The sequence below is a fragment of the Anabaena sp. UHCC 0204 genome, assembly GCF_009711975.1.
Classification (GTDB): domain Bacteria; phylum Cyanobacteriota; class Cyanobacteriia; order Cyanobacteriales; family Nostocaceae; genus Dolichospermum.
In genome coordinates, this window is sequence record NZ_VIKW01000032.1 from 1 (window position 1) to 19162 (window position 19162).

Here is a 19162-nt window from a genome sequence, read left to right on the forward strand (position 1 = left end):
CCTATTTAGTTAGTGGAAAAAATCAAGAAGCGGCAACAGTTCCTATCGGTAAACCCCTGGCTAATACCCAAGTTTATGTATTAGATACACACCTCAAACCAGTTCCTTTAGGAGTAGTGGGAGAACTGTATATTGCTGGTGAATCTTTAGCCAGAGGTTATTTCAATAGTCCTGAATTAACTAATGAAAAGTTTATTAATCATCCTTTCAGTGATGGTAAACAAAGATTATATAAAACAGGCGATCGCGTCCGTTATCTATCCAATGGTAATTTAGAATTCCTTGGTCGTTTTGATGATCAGGTGAAAATTAGAGGTTATCGCATTGAATTAGGGGAAATTTCCACAGCTTTAAGTCAACACCCAGCAGTTAAAGAAAATGTAGTTATTGCTAGGGAAGAAACATCAACAGAAAAGCGTCTTATTGCTTATATAATTCCTACATCTCATGCAGTATCGAATCATGAATTCCGCGACTTCTTAAAAGCAAAGTTACCGGAATACATGATACCTGCATTCTTTGTCATGCTTAAATCATTACCTCTCACCGCTAACGGTAAATTAGACCGTAATGCTTTCCCTGCACCAGAAGAAGTAGTCAGCAGAGAAACTACCTTTATTGCTCCTCGTACTCCTGTAGAAGAAGTATTAGCAGGTATTTGGGGACAATTGTTGGGAGTACCACAGGTAAGTATTAATGATAATTTCTTTGAGTTGGGTGGACATTCCTTACTAGCTACTCAGGTAATTTCTCGCATTCGTACCACTTTTAATATAGAAATTCCCTTACCACAACTGTTTGAATCTGCAAATTTAGCAGCATTAGCAGCGCAAATTGAAATAGCAATGCGGGGTGAACAACAGGAAATTAAAACTATTACCTCCGTTTCTAGAAATCAAAATTCACCTCTATCTTTTGCTCAACAAAGATTGTGGTTTCTTGACCAATTTGAACCAGGTAGCCCATCTTATAATCTACCTAGATCAATTCGTTTACAAGGGAAACTGAATATCAATGCACTTTCATCTAGTCTCAACGAAATTATGAGACGACATGAAATTTTGCGGACAAGTTTTACAATATCTGATGGGCAACCAATCCAAGTTATTTCTCCCTCAGTAAACTTAAAATTACCAATAGTAGATTTACAAAATATTCCCCAAAAACAGCGAGAGACGGAACTATACCGACTCGCTAATGAAGAAGCACAAACCGGATTTGATCTCACCCAAGCACCATTATTAAGAGCGAAACTGCTGCAATTGGATGTAGAAGATTATGTAATCTTATTGACTCTACATCATATTATTTCTGATGGTTGGTCAACAGATATCTTAATTAAAGAAGTAGCCGCACTGTATACAGCTTTCTGTGCTGGTAAACCTTCTCCTTTGCCACAATTACCTATACAATATGCTGACTTTGCAGTTTGGCAAAGACAATGGTTAGAAGGAGAAGGATTAAAAAATCAACTTGCTTATTGGCAGCAGCAATTATCTGGTGAACTCCCGATATTGCAATTACCTAATGATCGTCCTCGTCCCTCAGTTCAAACTTATGCTGGAAACACTCTATCATTTGTCCTGCCAGCAAGTTTAAGTGCAGGATTAAAAAATCTGTCAAAGCAAGAAGGTGTCACTTTATTTATGACCCTGTTAGCAGGGTTTAAAACTTTACTATATCGCTACACAAGTGAGACTGATATATTAGTTGGTTCGCCTATTGCTAACCGAAACAGAGCAGAAATTGAAAATTTAATTGGCTTCTTTGTTAATACTTTAGTATTGCGAAGTAACTTATCTGGTAATCCTACTTTTCATGATTTACTCAAACAAGTGCGGGAAGTATCATTAGGGGCTTATGCTCATCAAGATTTACCATTTGAGAAATTAGTAGAGGAAATACAACCAGAACGTAATTTAAGCCATAATCCTTTGTTCCAGGTAATGTTTGTGCTGAAAAATGCACCAATAAGGCAATTAGAGTTACCTGGATTAAGGGTAGAGCCTTTAGAAAGTAATAGTACAACAGCGAAGTTTGACCTGACTTTAGTTATAGAAGACGTAGAGCAGGAATTAATTACTAAATTTGAATACAATACAGATTTATTTGATGAATTAACTATTTCGAGGTTGGCTGCAAATTTTGAAGTTTTACTCACAGGAATAGTTGCTAATCCTCAGCAGCAAATTGGGGAGTTACCTTTATTAACCACTACTGAAAAACAACAGTTGTTAGAGTGGGGCGAGGGTGAAATCAAGCTACAACCAAAATTGTGTTTACATCAATTATTTGAGGCGCAGGTGGAGAAAACGCCTGATGCGGTGGCTGTGGTATTTGAGAATCAGCAATTAACTTATCGAGAACTAAACAATAGAGCAAATCAACTTGCACACTACCTACAAAAACTGGGAGTAGAACCAGAGGTATTAGTGGGGATTTGTGTAGAGCGATCGCTCGAAATGGTAATTGGACTTTTAGCAATTCTCAAAGCTGGCGGTGCTTATGTCCCCCTAGATCCAGCCTATCCCAAAGAACGGTTAAGCTATATGTTGGCAGATGCCCAAGTTTCAGTGCTGTTAACCCAAAAACATCTATTAGAAACATTACCCGCACATAGCGCCCAAACGGTATATCTAGACCAAGATGAAAATTTATTCCTCACCCAAAGCATAGCTAACCCAATTAGCAATGCTACATCTGAAAACTTAGTTTATGTGATTTACACCTCCGGTTCTACAGGTAAACCCAAAGGTGCAATGAACACTCACAAAGGCTTGTGTAACCGTTTACTCTGGATGCAAGATACATATCAACTAACAGCCAGCGATCATGTTTTACAGAAAACACCTTTTAGCTTTGATGTTTCAGTCTGGGAATTTTTCTGGACTTTGTTAACAGGTGCGAGTTTAGTTATAGCTAAACCAGGTGGACATCAAGATAGTAGATATTTAGTTCAACTGATTGCTCAAGAAAAAATTACTACACTTCACTTTGTCCCCTCAATGTTGCAAGTCTTTCTAGAAGAAACAGAACTAGAAAAATGTGGTAATATCAAACGCATAATTTGTAGTGGCGAGGCATTATCTCTTAACGTTAAAAACCGCTTTTTTAACCAATTAAATGCCGAGTTACATAACCTTTATGGTCCAACAGAAGCTTCAATTGATGTAACTTATTGGACTTGTCAAGCCAATAGCAATGAGAAGATAGTTCCTATTGGTCGTCCAATTGCCAATACACAGATATATATCTTAGATAAACATTTACAACCTGTTCCTATTGGCGTAATTGGTGAGTTACATATTGGTGGCGTGGGATTGGCTCGTGGTTATTGGAATAAACCTGAACTCACTCAAGAAAAATTTATTTCTAGTCCATTTGCATCAGGAAAGTTTTTATACAAAACAGGTGATTTAGCCCGTTATTTACCTAATGGTATTATTGAATATCTAGACCGTATTGACTACCAAGTGAAAATTCGGGGTTTCCGTATCGAATTAGGTGAAATTGAATCAACCTTAAATCAGCATCCAGATGTACAAGTCAATGTGGTGATAGTACGGGAGGATAAACCCGGTAATCAACATTTGGTAGCTTATATAGTGAGCAAATCACAGCAAGAAATTAATACTATTGAACTTCGCAGTTTTTTACAAGATAAACTACCCAGTTATATGCTACCAACGGCGTTTGTCGTATTAGATAAACTGCCTTTAAGCCCCAATGGAAAAGTAGACCGTCAAGCTTTACCTGCACCAGAAATAGGTTTTGAACCAAATCAACAACAGGTATTACCAAGAAATCCAGTTGAAGAACAAGTAGCTAAAATTTGGGCTGAAGTTCTCGGTTTACAGCAGGTTGGTATTTACGACAATTTTTTTGAATTGGGCGGACATTCTCTGCTGGCAACTCAGGTAATTTCCAAAATTCGCCAAACCTTCCAAGTTGAACTATCTCTACGTCGTTTCTTTGAGTTACCAACCATTGATTCATTTTCTCAGGAGATTTTGAAAGCCCAAGAGCAACAAGCTCAAAAGCCAATTATGACACCCCAACGGATAGCCAGAGAAACACGTTGCATCAAGTTATCCTCTCTTCGGTCAGGTTCTAATAACTCGCAGTCTAAATAAAGGAATATTTAAATTACCATGACACTAAAAACTTGCCAAGACCAAAATTTTATAGACACTACAGAAATAGAAGTGTACGTTTTTCCGGCATCTTTTGGACAAAAGCGGTTATGGTTCTTAGATCAGTTAGAACCGGGAAGTCCTTTTTATAACTTGCCTTTTGCTGTGCGATTGCAGGGAAACTTAAATGTATCTGTACTAGAGCAAAGTTTTCAAGCAATTATAAAACGCCATGAAGCTTTACGGACTGCGTTAATAACAGTGGATGAAGAACCTGTACAAGCGATCGCTCCTGAAATTACCTTCACCATACCAATAGTCAATTTAGAAAATTTACCCGAATCAGAGCGAGAAATCCAGGCACTAAAAATAGCTACAGAAGAAGCCCAAAGTCCATTTATCTTGTCAGAATATCCCTTAATGCGGGTAAAACTTCTGCGACTTCATGAGCAGGAACATATACTATTATTAACTGTCCATCATACGGTTTTTGATGGTTGGTCTATCGGGATATTATTAAGAGAATTAGCGGCAATTTACACCAACTATTCCGCAGGTCAACTTTCTCCATTACCAGAATTACCACTTCAGTATGCTGACTATAGTGTGTGGCAACAAGAATGGTTGCAAGGAGAAGTTTTAGAACAGCAATTAGCTTATTGGCAACAACAACTGGCTGATATTTCGCCATTACAATTACCAACTGATAAACCTCGTTCAGCACTGCAAACATATCAAGGAGATACTTACTCTTGGCAGATACCTCAAGATTTAACTAACGCTTTGGAAGGTTTGAGTAAAAAAGCAGGGGTGACAATGTTTATGACTTTGTTGGCTGCCTTTAATACTCTACTGTATCGCTACACAGGTCACGATGATATTGTCGTTGGTTCAGCGATCGCTAACCGTAATTGGGCTGAAAGTGAAGGGATTATTGGCTTATTTGTCAACACTTTGGCCTTGCGGACTCAAATCAATGGTAATCCTAGCTTTGAGGAATTGCTGAATCAGGTTCGGGACATTACTTTAGGTGCTTATTCCCATCAAGATTTACCCTTCGAGAAATTAGTAGAAGAACTGCAACCAGAACGAAATTTAAGCAATAACCCATTTTTCCAAGTATGGTTTGCGCTGCACAATCTCCCGATACCAATTATGCAATTAGGGGATTTAGTCCTCACTTCCATCAAGGTTAAAAAGGGTACATCCCAGTTTGATTTAAGCTTAGATATAAGTATAGGCGAGCAAGGATTAACAGGAAGCATCGAGTACAGTACAGAGTTGTTTGCATCAGCCACAATTGCTCGGATGGTAGAGCATTTCCATACTTTACTTTATGGTATAGTTGCTAATCCCCAAGCCAAGTTATCAGAGTTACCGTTGTTAAGTGAGGCGGAAAAAGATAAATTATTTGAGTGGAATAACACACAGAATAACTTGATAGAATCATGTAGTTTACATGATAAATTTGAAGCACAAGTAGAAAAAACACCAGATGCCATTGCAGTTATTTTTGCAGGTGAATCACTGACTTATAGAAAACTCAACCACAAAGCCAACCAACTAGCTAATTATTTACAAAACTTAGGAGTAACTGCTGAGACTTTAGTGGGAATTTGTATGCACAGATCCCTAGAAATGATCATTGGTATTCTGGGGATTTTAAAAGCTGGGGGAACTTATGTCCCACTTGATCCTATTTACCCTGTTGAGCGTTTGGGGTTAATGCTTCAAGATGCACAAGTTCCTATTTTATTAACTCAAGAATCTTTAGTTATTCAACTACCAAAACACAAGGCTCAAGTTGTTTGTTTGGATAAAGATTGGGAAACTATAGATTCTTATAATTGTCAATATATTGTTCATGATTCATCCTTAGCTTATGTGATTTATACTTCTGGTTCAACAGGAGAACCCAAAGGAGTTTGTTGTTACCATCTGGGTGTTCTTAACCTACTAGCAGACTTTGAAAATAGACAATCTCTAACAGTTAAAGATGCTTGTAGTTTATGGACGAGTTTAAGTTTTGATGTTTCAGTTTATGAAATTTTTTCAGCCCTTTTATTTGGGGCAACTCTGCATATAGTACCGGAAGAAATTCGTGCCGATAGTCAAGCTTTTATTCACTGGCTGCATACTTATAAAATTACCAGTGCTTATATTCCACCATTTATGCTGCCTGTTTTAGCAAATTGGCTAGAAGAACAATCAGAAAAATTGGAATTAACAAGGTTATTGGTAGGGGTAGAACCGATACTAGAGCAAACTTTAATAACAATTAGCGATCGCATTCCTGGATTACACATTATCAACGGCTATGGTCCCACAGAAGCTACTATCTGTACTACACTGTATTCTGTACCAAGCCAGCAGGAATATCAGCGATACACACCCATTGGTAAACCTGTAAATAATACCCAAATTTATCTACTTAATCAGCATTTGCAACCTGTACCAATCGGAATTCCTGGTGAAATTTATATTGGTGGTATTGGTTTAACAAAAGGCTACTTAAATCGTCCTGAACTCACCAGCGAAAAATTTATCTCCAATCCTTTTGACCAATCAAAATCAACTCGCTTATATAAAACTGGTGACATCGCTCGCTATTTACCAGATGGGAATATAGAATTTATTGGTCGCAGTGATTACCAAGTCAAAATTCGTGGTTTTCGCATTGAGTTAGGAGAAATCGAGTCAGTTTTAAGACAACATCCATCAGTACAAGATACAGTTGTAGTTACACGAGAAGATATAGCCAATGATAAGCAATTAGTCGCTTACCTAGTCCCCCAAACTTCCAAGAGCGATAATTTTGAAACTGAGTATGTCTCAGATTTACAATTACTTTATGACCAATTCTACAGTTGGCAATTTTCCGAACAAGACTCTTCAATCAACTTAAGAGTTTGGACAAGCCGTTATACAAATCAAACAATACCAGAAGCAGAAATTATTGAATGTGTTGAAAATACAGTGGAACGTATTCTCGCACTTCAACCTCAACGCGTCCTAGAAATTGGTTGTGGTACAGGTTTAATCTTGTCCAGAGTTGCGCCTCATTGTGAGCATTACTGTGGTGTAGATATTTCCCAAACGGCTCTACAATATTTACAGCAACTATTAGCAAAACGCCAACCAGAACTATTACCTAAAGTCACTCTTATACAGGGAATAGCAGACCGATTAGAGGGGATAGAAGCAGAATCTGTTGATGTAATCATTCTCAATGAAATCATTCAAAATTTCCCCAGCATTGATTATTTAGTCAGTGTTCTAGAACGTGCAGTCAAAATCCTGAAACCTAGTGGTTGTATTTTTCTTGGTGGTGTGAGAAGCTTACCACTTTTAGAAGCTTTTCATACAGGATTACAACTAAATCAAGCTGAAGCCGACCTGACTGTAAGTGAGTTGAGAAAACGAATACAAGATTCTTTAAAAGCAGAAAATGAGCTAGTTATTACTCCTAATTTCTTCACAACTCTACAACAATATCTGCCGCAAATTGGTGAAGTGCAGATGGAATTGAAAGGAGGTAGTTATCATAACGAACTGACAAAGTTTAAGTATGATGTAATTCTTCGTCTCGGTTATCAGGTTGAGAACACAAAAAACCAGTCCTGGTTAAATTGGCAGCAGCAAGCATTGACAGTAGAAAGTATTCAACAAACTTTACTGATTAATCAACCTAATACCCTAAAAATTGCCAACATTCCTAACGCTCGTGTAGCTGCTGAAATTAAAACCTTGGAGTTACTTGCAACGGCTGATGAAGCTATTACAGTTGAACAGTTACGAGCAAGTTTGACGCAAATTCCCTCAGAATCTGGTATTGATCCTCAAGATTTTTGCGTCATGGCTGATGCACTTGCTTATAAAGTCAAAATTAGTTGGACAGAAAACAGTAATGATGGTTATTACAATGTAGTTTTTTGCCAACAAATTCCCGCATATAATTCAGAACAAAACAATCAGGTAATAGTTTTAAATACCCCTGTTACTCCTCAATCTTGGGGTGTTTATGCCAATAAACCATTACAGCAAAAGCAGGAATTAGAATTCATTTCACAACTGCGGAGTTTTGCCCAAAGCAAATTACCAGAGTATATGGTTCCGCAATTCTTTGTTACCTTACCAGCTTTTCCTTTAAATCCTAGTGGAAAAATAGATCGTCAGGTACTACCTGCTCCCGAACAAACTGTTAACAAAAGAGCAGATAAATTTACCTCGCCTCGCACTTCTATTGAAAAAACAATTGCAACAATTTGGACTCAAATTTTGGGTTTAGAAGCAGTGAGTATTTATGATAACTTTTTTGAAATTGGTGGACATTCCCTACTGTTAATTCAGGTACATAATCAATTAAAAGAAATCTGTCCTCACACTTTAACAGTAATGGATATGTTTAAATATCCAACCATTAGTGATTTAGCAGAATTTATAACTAGCGACCATACTGATAACCAAATATTTAACGATGAGCAAAAAACCATAGATAACCATCAAGTTACTAAAAATAAACAAAAAGAACGTCGTCAAAAAATGCAAAAGATTCGCAATATTTAAGGATATTTAGAGGTAACATAATGACAGACTCAGTAGAAAATTACAACTTTCATGGTTCAGAAATAGCCATTATTGGTATGAGCGGACGTTTTCCCGGAGCTAAAAATGTTGATGAATTTTGGCAGAATTTAAAAAATGGCAGTTGTTCAATTTCCTCTTTCACCAAAGAAGAATTATTAGCTGCTGGTGTAGATGCTAAATTATTGAATAATCCCAATTATGTAAAAGTCGGTGGGATATTAGCTGATGCTGAATTCTTTGATGCTGAATTCTTTGGCTTTAACCCCAAAGAAGCAGAAGTTACTGATATTCAACATCGCGTTTTTTTAGAATGTGCTTGGGAAGCCTTAGAAAATTCTGGTTACAGTTCTGAGAATTATTCCGGTTTAATAGGAGTTTATGCTGGTAGTAACTTAAATGGGTATTTACTTCATATTTATTCCCATCCCGAAATACTTAATTCTGTAAATTCTCAACAAATAACCATCGGTAGTGACAAAGATTATTTAACTACAAAAGTTTCCTATAAATTAAATTTAACTGGACCTAGTTATACAATTCAAACAGCTTGTTCCACCTCATTAGTTGCTGTTCATTTAGCTTGTCAAAGTTTACTATCTGGAGAATGTGATTTAGCTTTAGCTGGTGGAGTTGCTATTAATGCTAAACGTAAACAAGGTTATTTATATAAAGAAGGTGGCGTTAATTCTCCCGATGGATATTGTCGGGCTTTTGATGCTAAAGCCCAGGGAACTGTAGGAGGTGAAGGTGTAGGTATTGTTGTTTTAAAAAGATTGGAAGATGCTTTAAATGACAAAGATACTATTCATGCCATTATTAAAGGTTCTGCCATTAATAATGATGGTGCGAACAAAGTCAGTTACACTGCACCGCGAATTGAAGGACAAGCAAAAGTAATTAGAACCGCCCAAATAGTCGCGGAAGTAGAACCGGAAACAATTACTTATATAGAAGCACACGGTACAGGTACATCTTTAGGTGATCCTATTGAAATAGCAGCCTTAACTCAAGCTTTTCCAGCAAGTACAGAGAAAAAAGAATTTTGTGCTGTAGCTTCCGTCAAAACCAATATTGGACATTTAGACGCAGCCGCAGGAATAGCAGGTTTAATCAAAACTGTTTTAGCTCTCAAGCACAAACAAATACCGCCTAGTCTGCACTTTGAAAAACCAAATCCGCACATTGACTTTAACAATAGTCCTTTTTATGTCAATACTGTTCTCAAAGACTGGGAAGTTAACGGTATTCCCCGTCGCGCCGGTGTCAGTTCCTTTGGTATTGGTGGCACTAATGCCCATATAATTTTAGAAGAAGCTCCCCCCGTAGAAACCGTTACATCTGCTCGCAACTGGCAACTTTTGATACTTTCAGCTAAAACCCCCACAGCCTTAGAAACAGCTACCGCAAATTTAGCAATTCATTTACAACAAAACCCACATTTAAATCTAAATGATGTTGCTTATACACTACAGATAGGACGTAAAATATTTGACTATCGGCGGCTGTTAGTTTGCCAAAATTCTGAGCAAGCAGTCCAGTTATTAACATCAAAAAAAGGGGTATTAACCCATCATCAAAAGTCCTGTAAGCCTTCGGTAGTGTTCATGTTTCCCGGTCAGGGAGCGCAGTATGTCAACATGGCCGCGGAACTTTATCAAACAGAATCCGTATTTGCTAACCATATTAACCGATGTGCTGAATTGCTAAAACCCCATTTAGGCTTAGATATACGTGAAGTTATTTATCTAACAGATAGCAAAGTAGTATCACGGTTAAATGAAACAGCTTTAACTCAGCCAGCATTATTTGTCATTGAATACGCCTTAGCGCAACTATGGATGAGTTGGGGCGTGCATCCAGAAGCCATGATAGGTAACAGTATTGGTGAATACGTTGCAGCTACCCTCGCTGACGTTTTCTCCTTATCCGATGCTTTGATGCTGGTAGCACATCGAGGAAAACTCATGCAGCAGTTACCGAAAGGGGCGATGCTTTCCGTAGCAATACCAGCTTCCAATGTAAAAAATTTATTAGGAGATGGACTTTCTCTAGCTGTGAATAACGCTCCTTCTGCCTGTGTAGTAGCGGGTACAAATTCAGCAATTGCAGAGTTACAAGCAAAGTTACAAGCACGAGGAATAAATTGCCGACTATTGCATACTTCCCATGCGTTCCATTCTTCGATGATGGAAGCTATCATTAATCCATTTATTGAACTGTTAGCAAAAGTTACTTTTAATCCTCCCCAAATTCCTTTTATTTCTAATGTTACTGGCACATGGATTACTACAGAACAAGTCACAGATCCTCATTATTGGGCTAAACATTTACGGCAAACTGTCTTATTTAATGAAGGCATAATTGAGTTAATTAAACAACCACAAAGAATTTTATTGGAGGTTGGACCAGGAAGAACTTTGAGTAGTTTGGTAAAGCAACATCAAAACCAGGAAATAGTTACTTTAACTTCCGTCAGTCATCCTCAAGAAACACAGTCAGATGTTGCTTTTATTCTCACTACTTTAGGTAGACTTTGGCTATTAGGAGTTAAAATTAATTGGTCTGGTTTTTATGGACAAGAACAACGTTTTCATATTCCTTTACCTACCTATCCTTTTGAACGCAAACCCTATTTAATTTCACTCAATAAACAGACTGGAATTCCAGTTAATAATGAGGAAAAATTAGATATTTCTAAATGGTTTTATACTCCCACTTGGAAACAGTCTTTACCAGTTATAATTTCTCAATTGGGTACAAAGAATTCCTGTTATTTAGTATTTGCTGATGATTGTCAAATAGGTTCAGCAATAGTCAAGCAGCTAGAGTTAGAAAATCAAAATCCTATTAGTGTATTGGTAGGTGAGCAGTTTGCCAAAATCGGTACAAACGCTTATACAATTAATCCCCAAAATCCAGAAGATTATCATGCGTTAATTGTTGATCTTCGATATCAGAATTTAATTCCCGATTGTATTTTCCATTGTTGGAGTATTACACCCAATGCTAACCTGAAAAAAGGTAGTGAGTTTTTTAACAGATGTCAAGAGTTAGGTTTTTATAGTCTGTTGTTCCTAACTCAAGCTCTTGATAAACAGCTTATTAATCAGCCTCTGAAACTCATCACTGTTACCAACAATTTACATGATGTTACAGGGAATGAAAAATTAGCTCCTGAGAAATCCACAATTTTAGCTGCCTCTCAAGTAATTCCCCAGGAATATATTAATATTAGTTGTCAAAATATTGATATATTAATTAGTGATTCAGATAATCAAATTGATGCTAGAATAATAGATAAATTACTAGCAGAAATAACAAGTAATAGCACAGATTTAATAGTTGCTTATCGTGGTCATCATCGCTGGGTAAAAACCTTTGAATCTGTGAATATAGCTGAAGCTGAAAATAAAATCAGTCCATTAAGACAAGAAGGTATTTATTTAATTACTGGTGGACTGGGTGGAGTTGGTTTAGTTGTAGCAGAATATTTAGCGAAGACAGTAAAAGCCAAACTAATTTTAATCAGTCGTTCTGGTTTACCAGACAAAAATTTATGGTTACAATGGTTAGACAACCATGATCAAGAAGATAGTATTAGCTGCAAAATTCGGCAATTACAAGCATTAGAGAAACTTGGTGCTGAAGTTTTGGTGATTAGTGCTGATGTGGCTGATGAAGGGCAAATGCGGCAGGCGATCGCACAAGCTACTCAACATTTTGGAAAAATTAATGGTGTTATTCATTGTGCAGGAGATTTACAAAAATCCATTTTTCAACCAATACAAGCAACAACTATTAACCAATGCCAAAAACATTTTCAAGCTAAAGTAAATGGCACTTATGTATTAACAAAACTTTTCCAAAATCACCAACTAGATTTTTGTATCTTCACCTCATCTCTAGCTGCTATCTTAGGAGGGTTAAACTTTGCAGCCTACTCAGCAGCTAATATATTTATAGATGCCTTTGTCCACCAACAAAACCAAATTAGTAACGTTACTTGGAGTAGTATTAACTGGGATGGTTGGCAATTTTCCCCCACTACAGAAACAACTAATAGTATCACCACCACAGAGGGACAAGAGGCTTTTGATACAATTTTCAAACTCAATCATATTCCCCAAATTTTAGTTTCTACCACCGACTTAAATCTACGCATCTATAAATGGTTAGAACTGCAAAATATTAAATCTCAATCAACTCAAGAAAATAATTCTCTAGGAAAATACTCTAGACCAAACTTACTTAATGCCTATATTCAGCCTCAAACTGAAATTGAACAGATTATCACTAATATCTGGCAACAGATTTTAGGTATTAATCAAATTGGCATTCATGATAACTTTTTTGAATTAGGTGGACATTCACTATTAGCTACTCAACTTATTGCCCACCTGCGCCAAAAATTACAAATTGAAATTCCCTTACAACAAATATTTGCTAGTTCTACCATTGCTGAACAAGCTGCGGAAATTGAAAGCATCAAATCTCAAATATCTAACCTGAAAATTGACACAATTACCAAAATAAATAGAGAAAATGCCCCTGATATTTCTGTAGCCATTGATAAATTTACAGATGCAGAAATTGATTTACTTCTCAAACAATTAGCAACCTTAAATTATGTGCAGTTATGAACACAACCTTTAATGAAATATCCCAACTTAATCCAGCAGAAAAACGCGAAATATTAGCCCAAATATTGGAAAACCAAGCTATTAAACCTCAGTATTTCCCTTTATCCTTTGCTCAACAAAGACTGTGGTTTGTAGAACAAATACAACCAGGAAATTCTAGTTATAACATTCTGTTAGCTATCCGGTTACAAGGAGCGTTAAATGTAACCTACCTAGAAAAAAGGTTTCAAGAAATAATTTCACGTCATGAAATATTACGAACTAGCTTTATTGCTGTCAAAGGTGAACCTCAGCAAGTTATTTACCCTCATTTACCGCTAAAATTAGTAGTTTTCGATATTCAAGAACTACCCGCATCAGCACAAGAACAAGAAATCACAAACTTAGTTTTTCAAGAGTCACAACAACCTTTTGATTTAACTCAAATTCCTTTATTGCGAGTGAAAATTTTACAACTCAATCCTCAAGAATTTGTATTAGTTTTGACTATGCACCATATTATTACTGATGCTTGGTCAATAGAAATATTTGTGAAAGAATTAATTACACTTTATCAAGGATTTTCTGATCAGCAACCTGCAAATCTACCAGAATTACCAATTCAGTATGCAGACTTTGCTGTTTGGCAAAGAAAGCATTTGACAGGGAAAGTATTAGAAAATCACTTGAATTATTGGCAAAAACAACTAGCTAATAATTTACCAGAATTAAAACTACCAACTGACTATCCACGTCCAGAAATACCTACTTATCAAGGAGCAAAAAAGACTTTAGTAATTAGTCAAGATTTTACTGAAAAAATTAAAAAGGTCAGCCTTCAGTTAGGCAGTACCATATTTATGACGCTGTTAGCAGCATTTGAAATTTTATTACATTATTATAGCCATCAAGAAGAAATTGTTGTGGGCATTGATGTAGCCAATCGTAATAGAGCCGAAACTGAAAGATTAATTGGCTTTTTTGTCAATCAATTAGTATTACGAATATCTGTAGCTGAAAATCCAACTTTTCAGGAATTATTACAACGGGTAAAGTCAGTTACTTTAGATGCTTTCTCTCACCAAGATTTACCTTTTGATTTACTTGTCAATACTTTTAACCCCAAACGTAGCCTCAATACTTCTCCATTTTTTCAAGTAAAAGTAGTTCTAGAGACTATTCATTCTTCATCTTTGGATTTTCCAGAATTAACAATTAATCCTATTGCAAATCCTAGTATTCAAACTCAACTAGATTTACTGTTGAGAATAAAAGAAACAACCCAAGGGATCATTACTAATTTAGAGTACAGTACAGATTTATTTGCTGAAGCTACTATTACCAGAATGATGAATAATTGGCAAGAAATTTTAAATCAAGTCGTTGGCAAACCTGATTTAAAATTAGCAACATTAATAAATGAGTTAAAAACAGCCGATTTACAACAAGATAAACAAAACAAAGTCAAGCACCAACAAGAATTTCAGCAAAAACTTAAAATAGTCAAACGAAAAATTAGCACTAATTAATACCAATATATAAACCATGAAAAAACTAGAAATAAAAAATCTCCAGCGTCGAGTTGTAAATTCACAATTACAAGCATTAATCACGACGGAAACTTTTAATCATAGTGAAAGTCTACCTTTAGTGATTAAACCAATAGTTGATCACATTGACTTACCAGATTGGTTAATTGTCAATCAGGATTTTATTCATAAGCAACTACTCAAATATGGTGCTATTCTCTTTCGTGGCTTCAATATTGATACACCATCTGCATTTGAGAAATTTGGTTTAGCTATTTGTCAAGAACTTTTCCACGAAAATGGCGAACATCCCCGCGAAACAGTCAGCGGAAAAGTTTACACTCCAGTATTTTATCCGGCTGATAGAAAACTGTTATGGCATAATGAAAACTCTTTTAATCATCAATTTCCCTTAAAAATTATGTTTGGTTGTCGGCAACCAGCACAGCAGGGAGGAGAAACACCAATTGTTGATAGTCGTCAAGTTTTTCAATTAATAGATCCGAAAATTCGTGATATATTTATTGAGAAACAAGTTATGTATGTTCGCAATTATGGTGATGGATTAGGGTTAGATTGGCAAACAGTATTTCAAACCCAAAATCAGGCAGAAGTTGAAAAAAGATTCTCGCAAAATGCGATCAAATTTGAATGGAAATCAGAAAATCGTCTGCGGACTCTTTCTATTCGTCCGGCTGTAATTAAATATCCTCAAACCAGAGAATTATCTTGGTTTAATCAAGCTCAACATTGGCATCCTGCTTGTTTAGATCCGATAACTAGAGAAACACTATTTGCATCTTTTAAACCAGAAGATTTACCCAGAAACTGTTACTACGGTGATGGTACTCCCATTGAAGATTCAATCATGGAAGAAATTTGTGGAGTTTATCAACAATTAGAAGTAACTTTTCCTTGGGAGAAAGGAGATGTTTTACTACTTGATAATATTTTAGCAGCCCACGCTAGAAACCCCTTTATGGGTGAAAGAAAATTATTAGTAGCTATGGGTGAAATGACAAATTATACACAAATTGGATATTAAGGATAGTTAAAAAATGCTTAGTCAAATTCAAGGTTTTCAACTTTCACCACAACAACAACATTTGTGGAAATTCCAGCAAGACAGTTCTATTTATCGGGCTTTAGGTGCAGTTCTTATTGAGGGGAATTTACAAATTGATGTATTTAAACAAGCCCTGCAAAAAGTTGTAGATAGAAATGAAATACTCCGTACTCGCTTTTATCGTTCCCAAGGAATTAAAATTCCTAGTCAGGTAATAAATAGTAGCAATGCTTTCTTATTTACAGAGGATGAATTTCTAGAAAATCACAATTTAGATCAAGTAATAGACGAATTATTAATTGAAGAAAAAAATCAGCCTTGCGACTTAGAATCAGGCTACTTATTTTCTACAAAATTAGTCAAAACCGACAATAATCAATATATTTTATTCCTGAGTTTACCGTCTTTATGTGCCGATATCAAGACTTTAAATAATTTAGTTGCAGAAATCAGTAGTTGCTATACTGCCATTTTAAAAGGTGATGATTTTTTAGATGAACCTTTACAATATGCTGATATTGCAGCATGGCTAAATGAATTATTAGCAGCAGAAGAAACAAATTTAGGGAGAAAGTATTGGCAAAAAATAGATATTTCTACAAATAGAAACTGCCAACTTATTCATGAAAAGTACCCACATGAAACAGCGAAATTTCAACCGCAGCTTATCAAATTAATAATTGATGAGAAATTAGTGATTCAGATAAAAGAAGTTGCTAATAAATATCAAACTACAACTTCTGTATTTCTATTAAGTTGTTGGTTAATTCTCCTATGGCGTTTAACTGGTAATTCTGACTTAATTATTGGTACTTACTTTGATGGACGCAATTATGATGAATTAAAATCTAGCTTAGGTTTGTTTGCTAAATATTTACCTCTAGCTTGTAATCTAGAAGATGAAAAATGCTTTTATGATGTATTGAATCTAGTTAAAGAACTTACTAGCGAAATGTCAGATCATCAGGAAAGTTTTGATTGGGAAACTGCTGTAAATAACCAGAAGCAAGAAATTGAAAAACCATTCTTCTCCTTATGTTTTGAGTTTATAGAAACACCAGAAAAGCATATATTTGGGGAAATATCACTGTCACTTTATCAGCATTGTGTTTATTTAGAACCTTTTGAAATTAAACTTTCTGGTGTTTGCAGCATTGATGAAAAGCTCAAACTTGAATTTCACTATGATAGTAGCTTATTCACACAAGCCAATATAGAAAATATTGCTGATCAATTTGCAACTTTGTTAGCGAGTGTAGTTGAAAATCCTCAATTAAATATTTCACGTCTCGATCTTCTTTCACAATCAGAAAAACAGCACCTTTTAATTAAATTTAATCATACCAAAACGCCAGAATTACCATATAATTGTATTCATGATTGGTTTGCAGTTCAATGTCAGCAGACACCAGATAATATTGCAGTTATTTATGAAAATCAAAAACTCACCTATCAAGAATTAAATAACAGTGCTAATCAACTAGCACATTATTTACAAAGTTTAGGAGTAGGGACAGAAACCCTGATCGGAATATGTATAGAACGTTCTCCTTTAATGGTGATTGCTGTTTTAGGAATTCTCAAAGTTGGTGCAGCTTATGTACCCATTGACCCCAATTATCCCCCAGAAAGAAAAGCGTTTATTTTGGCAGATACACAAATGCCATTATTGCTAACTCAAGCCAGTTTAGCAGCAGATTTACAGACAAATAATATTACAACTATTTGTTTAGATAATGATTGGTATATTATCAACCAACAACCGCAAAACAACCCAATTCATAACACTAATAGTCATAATCTTGCTTATGTAATTTATACTTCTGGTTCTACTGGTAAACCCAAGGGAACGTTAATTTCTCATTCGGGTTTAGTTAATTATTTGCATTGGTGTACAAAGACATATAAAGTTGATCAAGGTTCTGGAACTTTGGTACATTCTTCTTTAGGATTTGACTTAACTATTACCAGTTTATTTTCTCCTTTGGTGGTAGGTAGTCAAATAGAATTATTACCAGAAAATCAAAACATAGAAAATCTAGCGCAAACTCTCATTCAAAGAAATAATTTAAGCTTAGTTAAAATTACTCCTGCTCATTTAGAATTACTCAGTCAACAATTATCAAATCAGGAAGTAGCAAGTCGGACTAATGCTTTTATTATTGGTGGGGAAAATCTAAGCACACAACATATTAATTTTTGGCGAAAGTTTGCCCCAAAAACAATTTTAATTAATGAATATGGTCCGACAGAAACTGTTGTTGGTTGCTGCATTTATCAAGTATCACAACAAGATAGTTATTTAGTAGGTTCTATTCCTATTGGTTATCCCATTGCTAATACCCAACTTTATGTTTTAGACCAATATTTACAACCAGTCCCAAAAGGAGTAATAGGTGAATTATATATTGGTGGTGCGGGACTAGCGCGGGGTTATCTCAACCAACCAGAATTAACAGCCCAAAAGTTTATTCCCCATCCTTTTAGTAATAAACCGGGAGCGCGTTTATATAAAACGGGTGATCAAGTGCGTTTCCGAATTGATGGAAATTTAGAATTTTTGGGACGCTTGGATGATCAAGTTAAATTGCGGGGTTTCCGCATCGAATTAGGAGAAATTGAATCTTTACTTTCCTTGCATCCCACTGTTCAAGATGCAGTGGTAATGGTAAGAGAAGATGTAGCTGGAGATCAACGTTTAATTGCTTATTTGGTTGTTAAACCAGACTATTCTTTATCTATTTCTAATTTGCGGAGTTTCTTGCAAGAAAGACTGCCAGAATACATGATACCTACGGCTTTTATACCTTTAGAAAAGTTACCTTTAACAAGTAATGGAAAAGTAAATAAAAAGATACTTCCTGCACCAGAACAGCTAAATTCGGAAGTAAAAGAATCTTTTATTGCTCCTCGTAATTCTCTTGAAGAACAGTTAGCAAATATTTGGGCAGAAGTGCTGAGAATAGATAAAGTTGGTATTTACAATAACTTTTTTAGCTTAGGTGGGCATTCCCTATTAGTGACACAGTTGATATCTCGAATGCGTGATGATATTGGTGTGGAATTAGTGATACAGGATGTTTTTAATTATCCCACTGTAGCTGATTTAGCCGTGATTGTCACCCAAAAATTAGCCCAAGATATAGATGAAGACATTTTAGCGCGATCGCTTGCAGAATTAGAAGAATTATCTAACGCAGATATCCAATTAATTAACCAAGGTTAAAA

At 35.8% G+C, this 19162-nt stretch carries 6 protein-coding genes; all 6 read left to right on the forward strand.

Annotated features, from left to right (window positions below):
* A partial coding sequence (locus tag FJR04_RS20455; RefSeq protein ID WP_168498213.1) for a non-ribosomal peptide synthetase occupies nt 1-4133 on the forward strand: 4133 nt, incomplete at its 5' end.
* Nucleotides 4134-4151: 18 nt separating this feature from the next.
* A complete protein-coding gene (locus tag FJR04_RS20460; RefSeq protein WP_168498215.1) occupies nt 4152-8699 on the forward strand; it encodes a non-ribosomal peptide synthetase in 4548 nt (1515 codons plus the stop codon).
* Between the two features lie 20 nt (nt 8700-8719).
* Entirely contained in the window at nt 8720-13360 is a 4641-nt protein-coding gene (locus FJR04_RS20465) for a type I polyketide synthase (protein WP_168498217.1), read from the forward strand.
* Nucleotides 13357-14868 (forward strand): condensation domain-containing protein, encoded by a 1512-nt coding sequence (locus FJR04_RS20470; protein WP_168498219.1) that lies wholly within the window; start codon nt 13357-13359, stop codon nt 14866-14868. The genes FJR04_RS20465 and FJR04_RS20470 overlap by 4 nt, the downstream gene beginning before the upstream one ends.
* Before the next feature lie 16 nt (nt 14869-14884).
* Nucleotides 14885-15913, forward strand: a complete 1029-nt coding sequence (locus FJR04_RS20475; protein ID WP_168498221.1) for a TauD/TfdA family dioxygenase — start codon at nt 14885-14887, stop codon at nt 15911-15913.
* A gap of 13 nt (nt 15914-15926) precedes the next feature.
* A complete protein-coding gene (locus FJR04_RS20480; RefSeq protein WP_168498223.1) occupies nt 15927-19160 on the forward strand; it encodes a non-ribosomal peptide synthetase in 3234 nt (1077 codons plus the stop codon).
* Nucleotides 19161-19162: the final 2 nt, after the last annotated feature.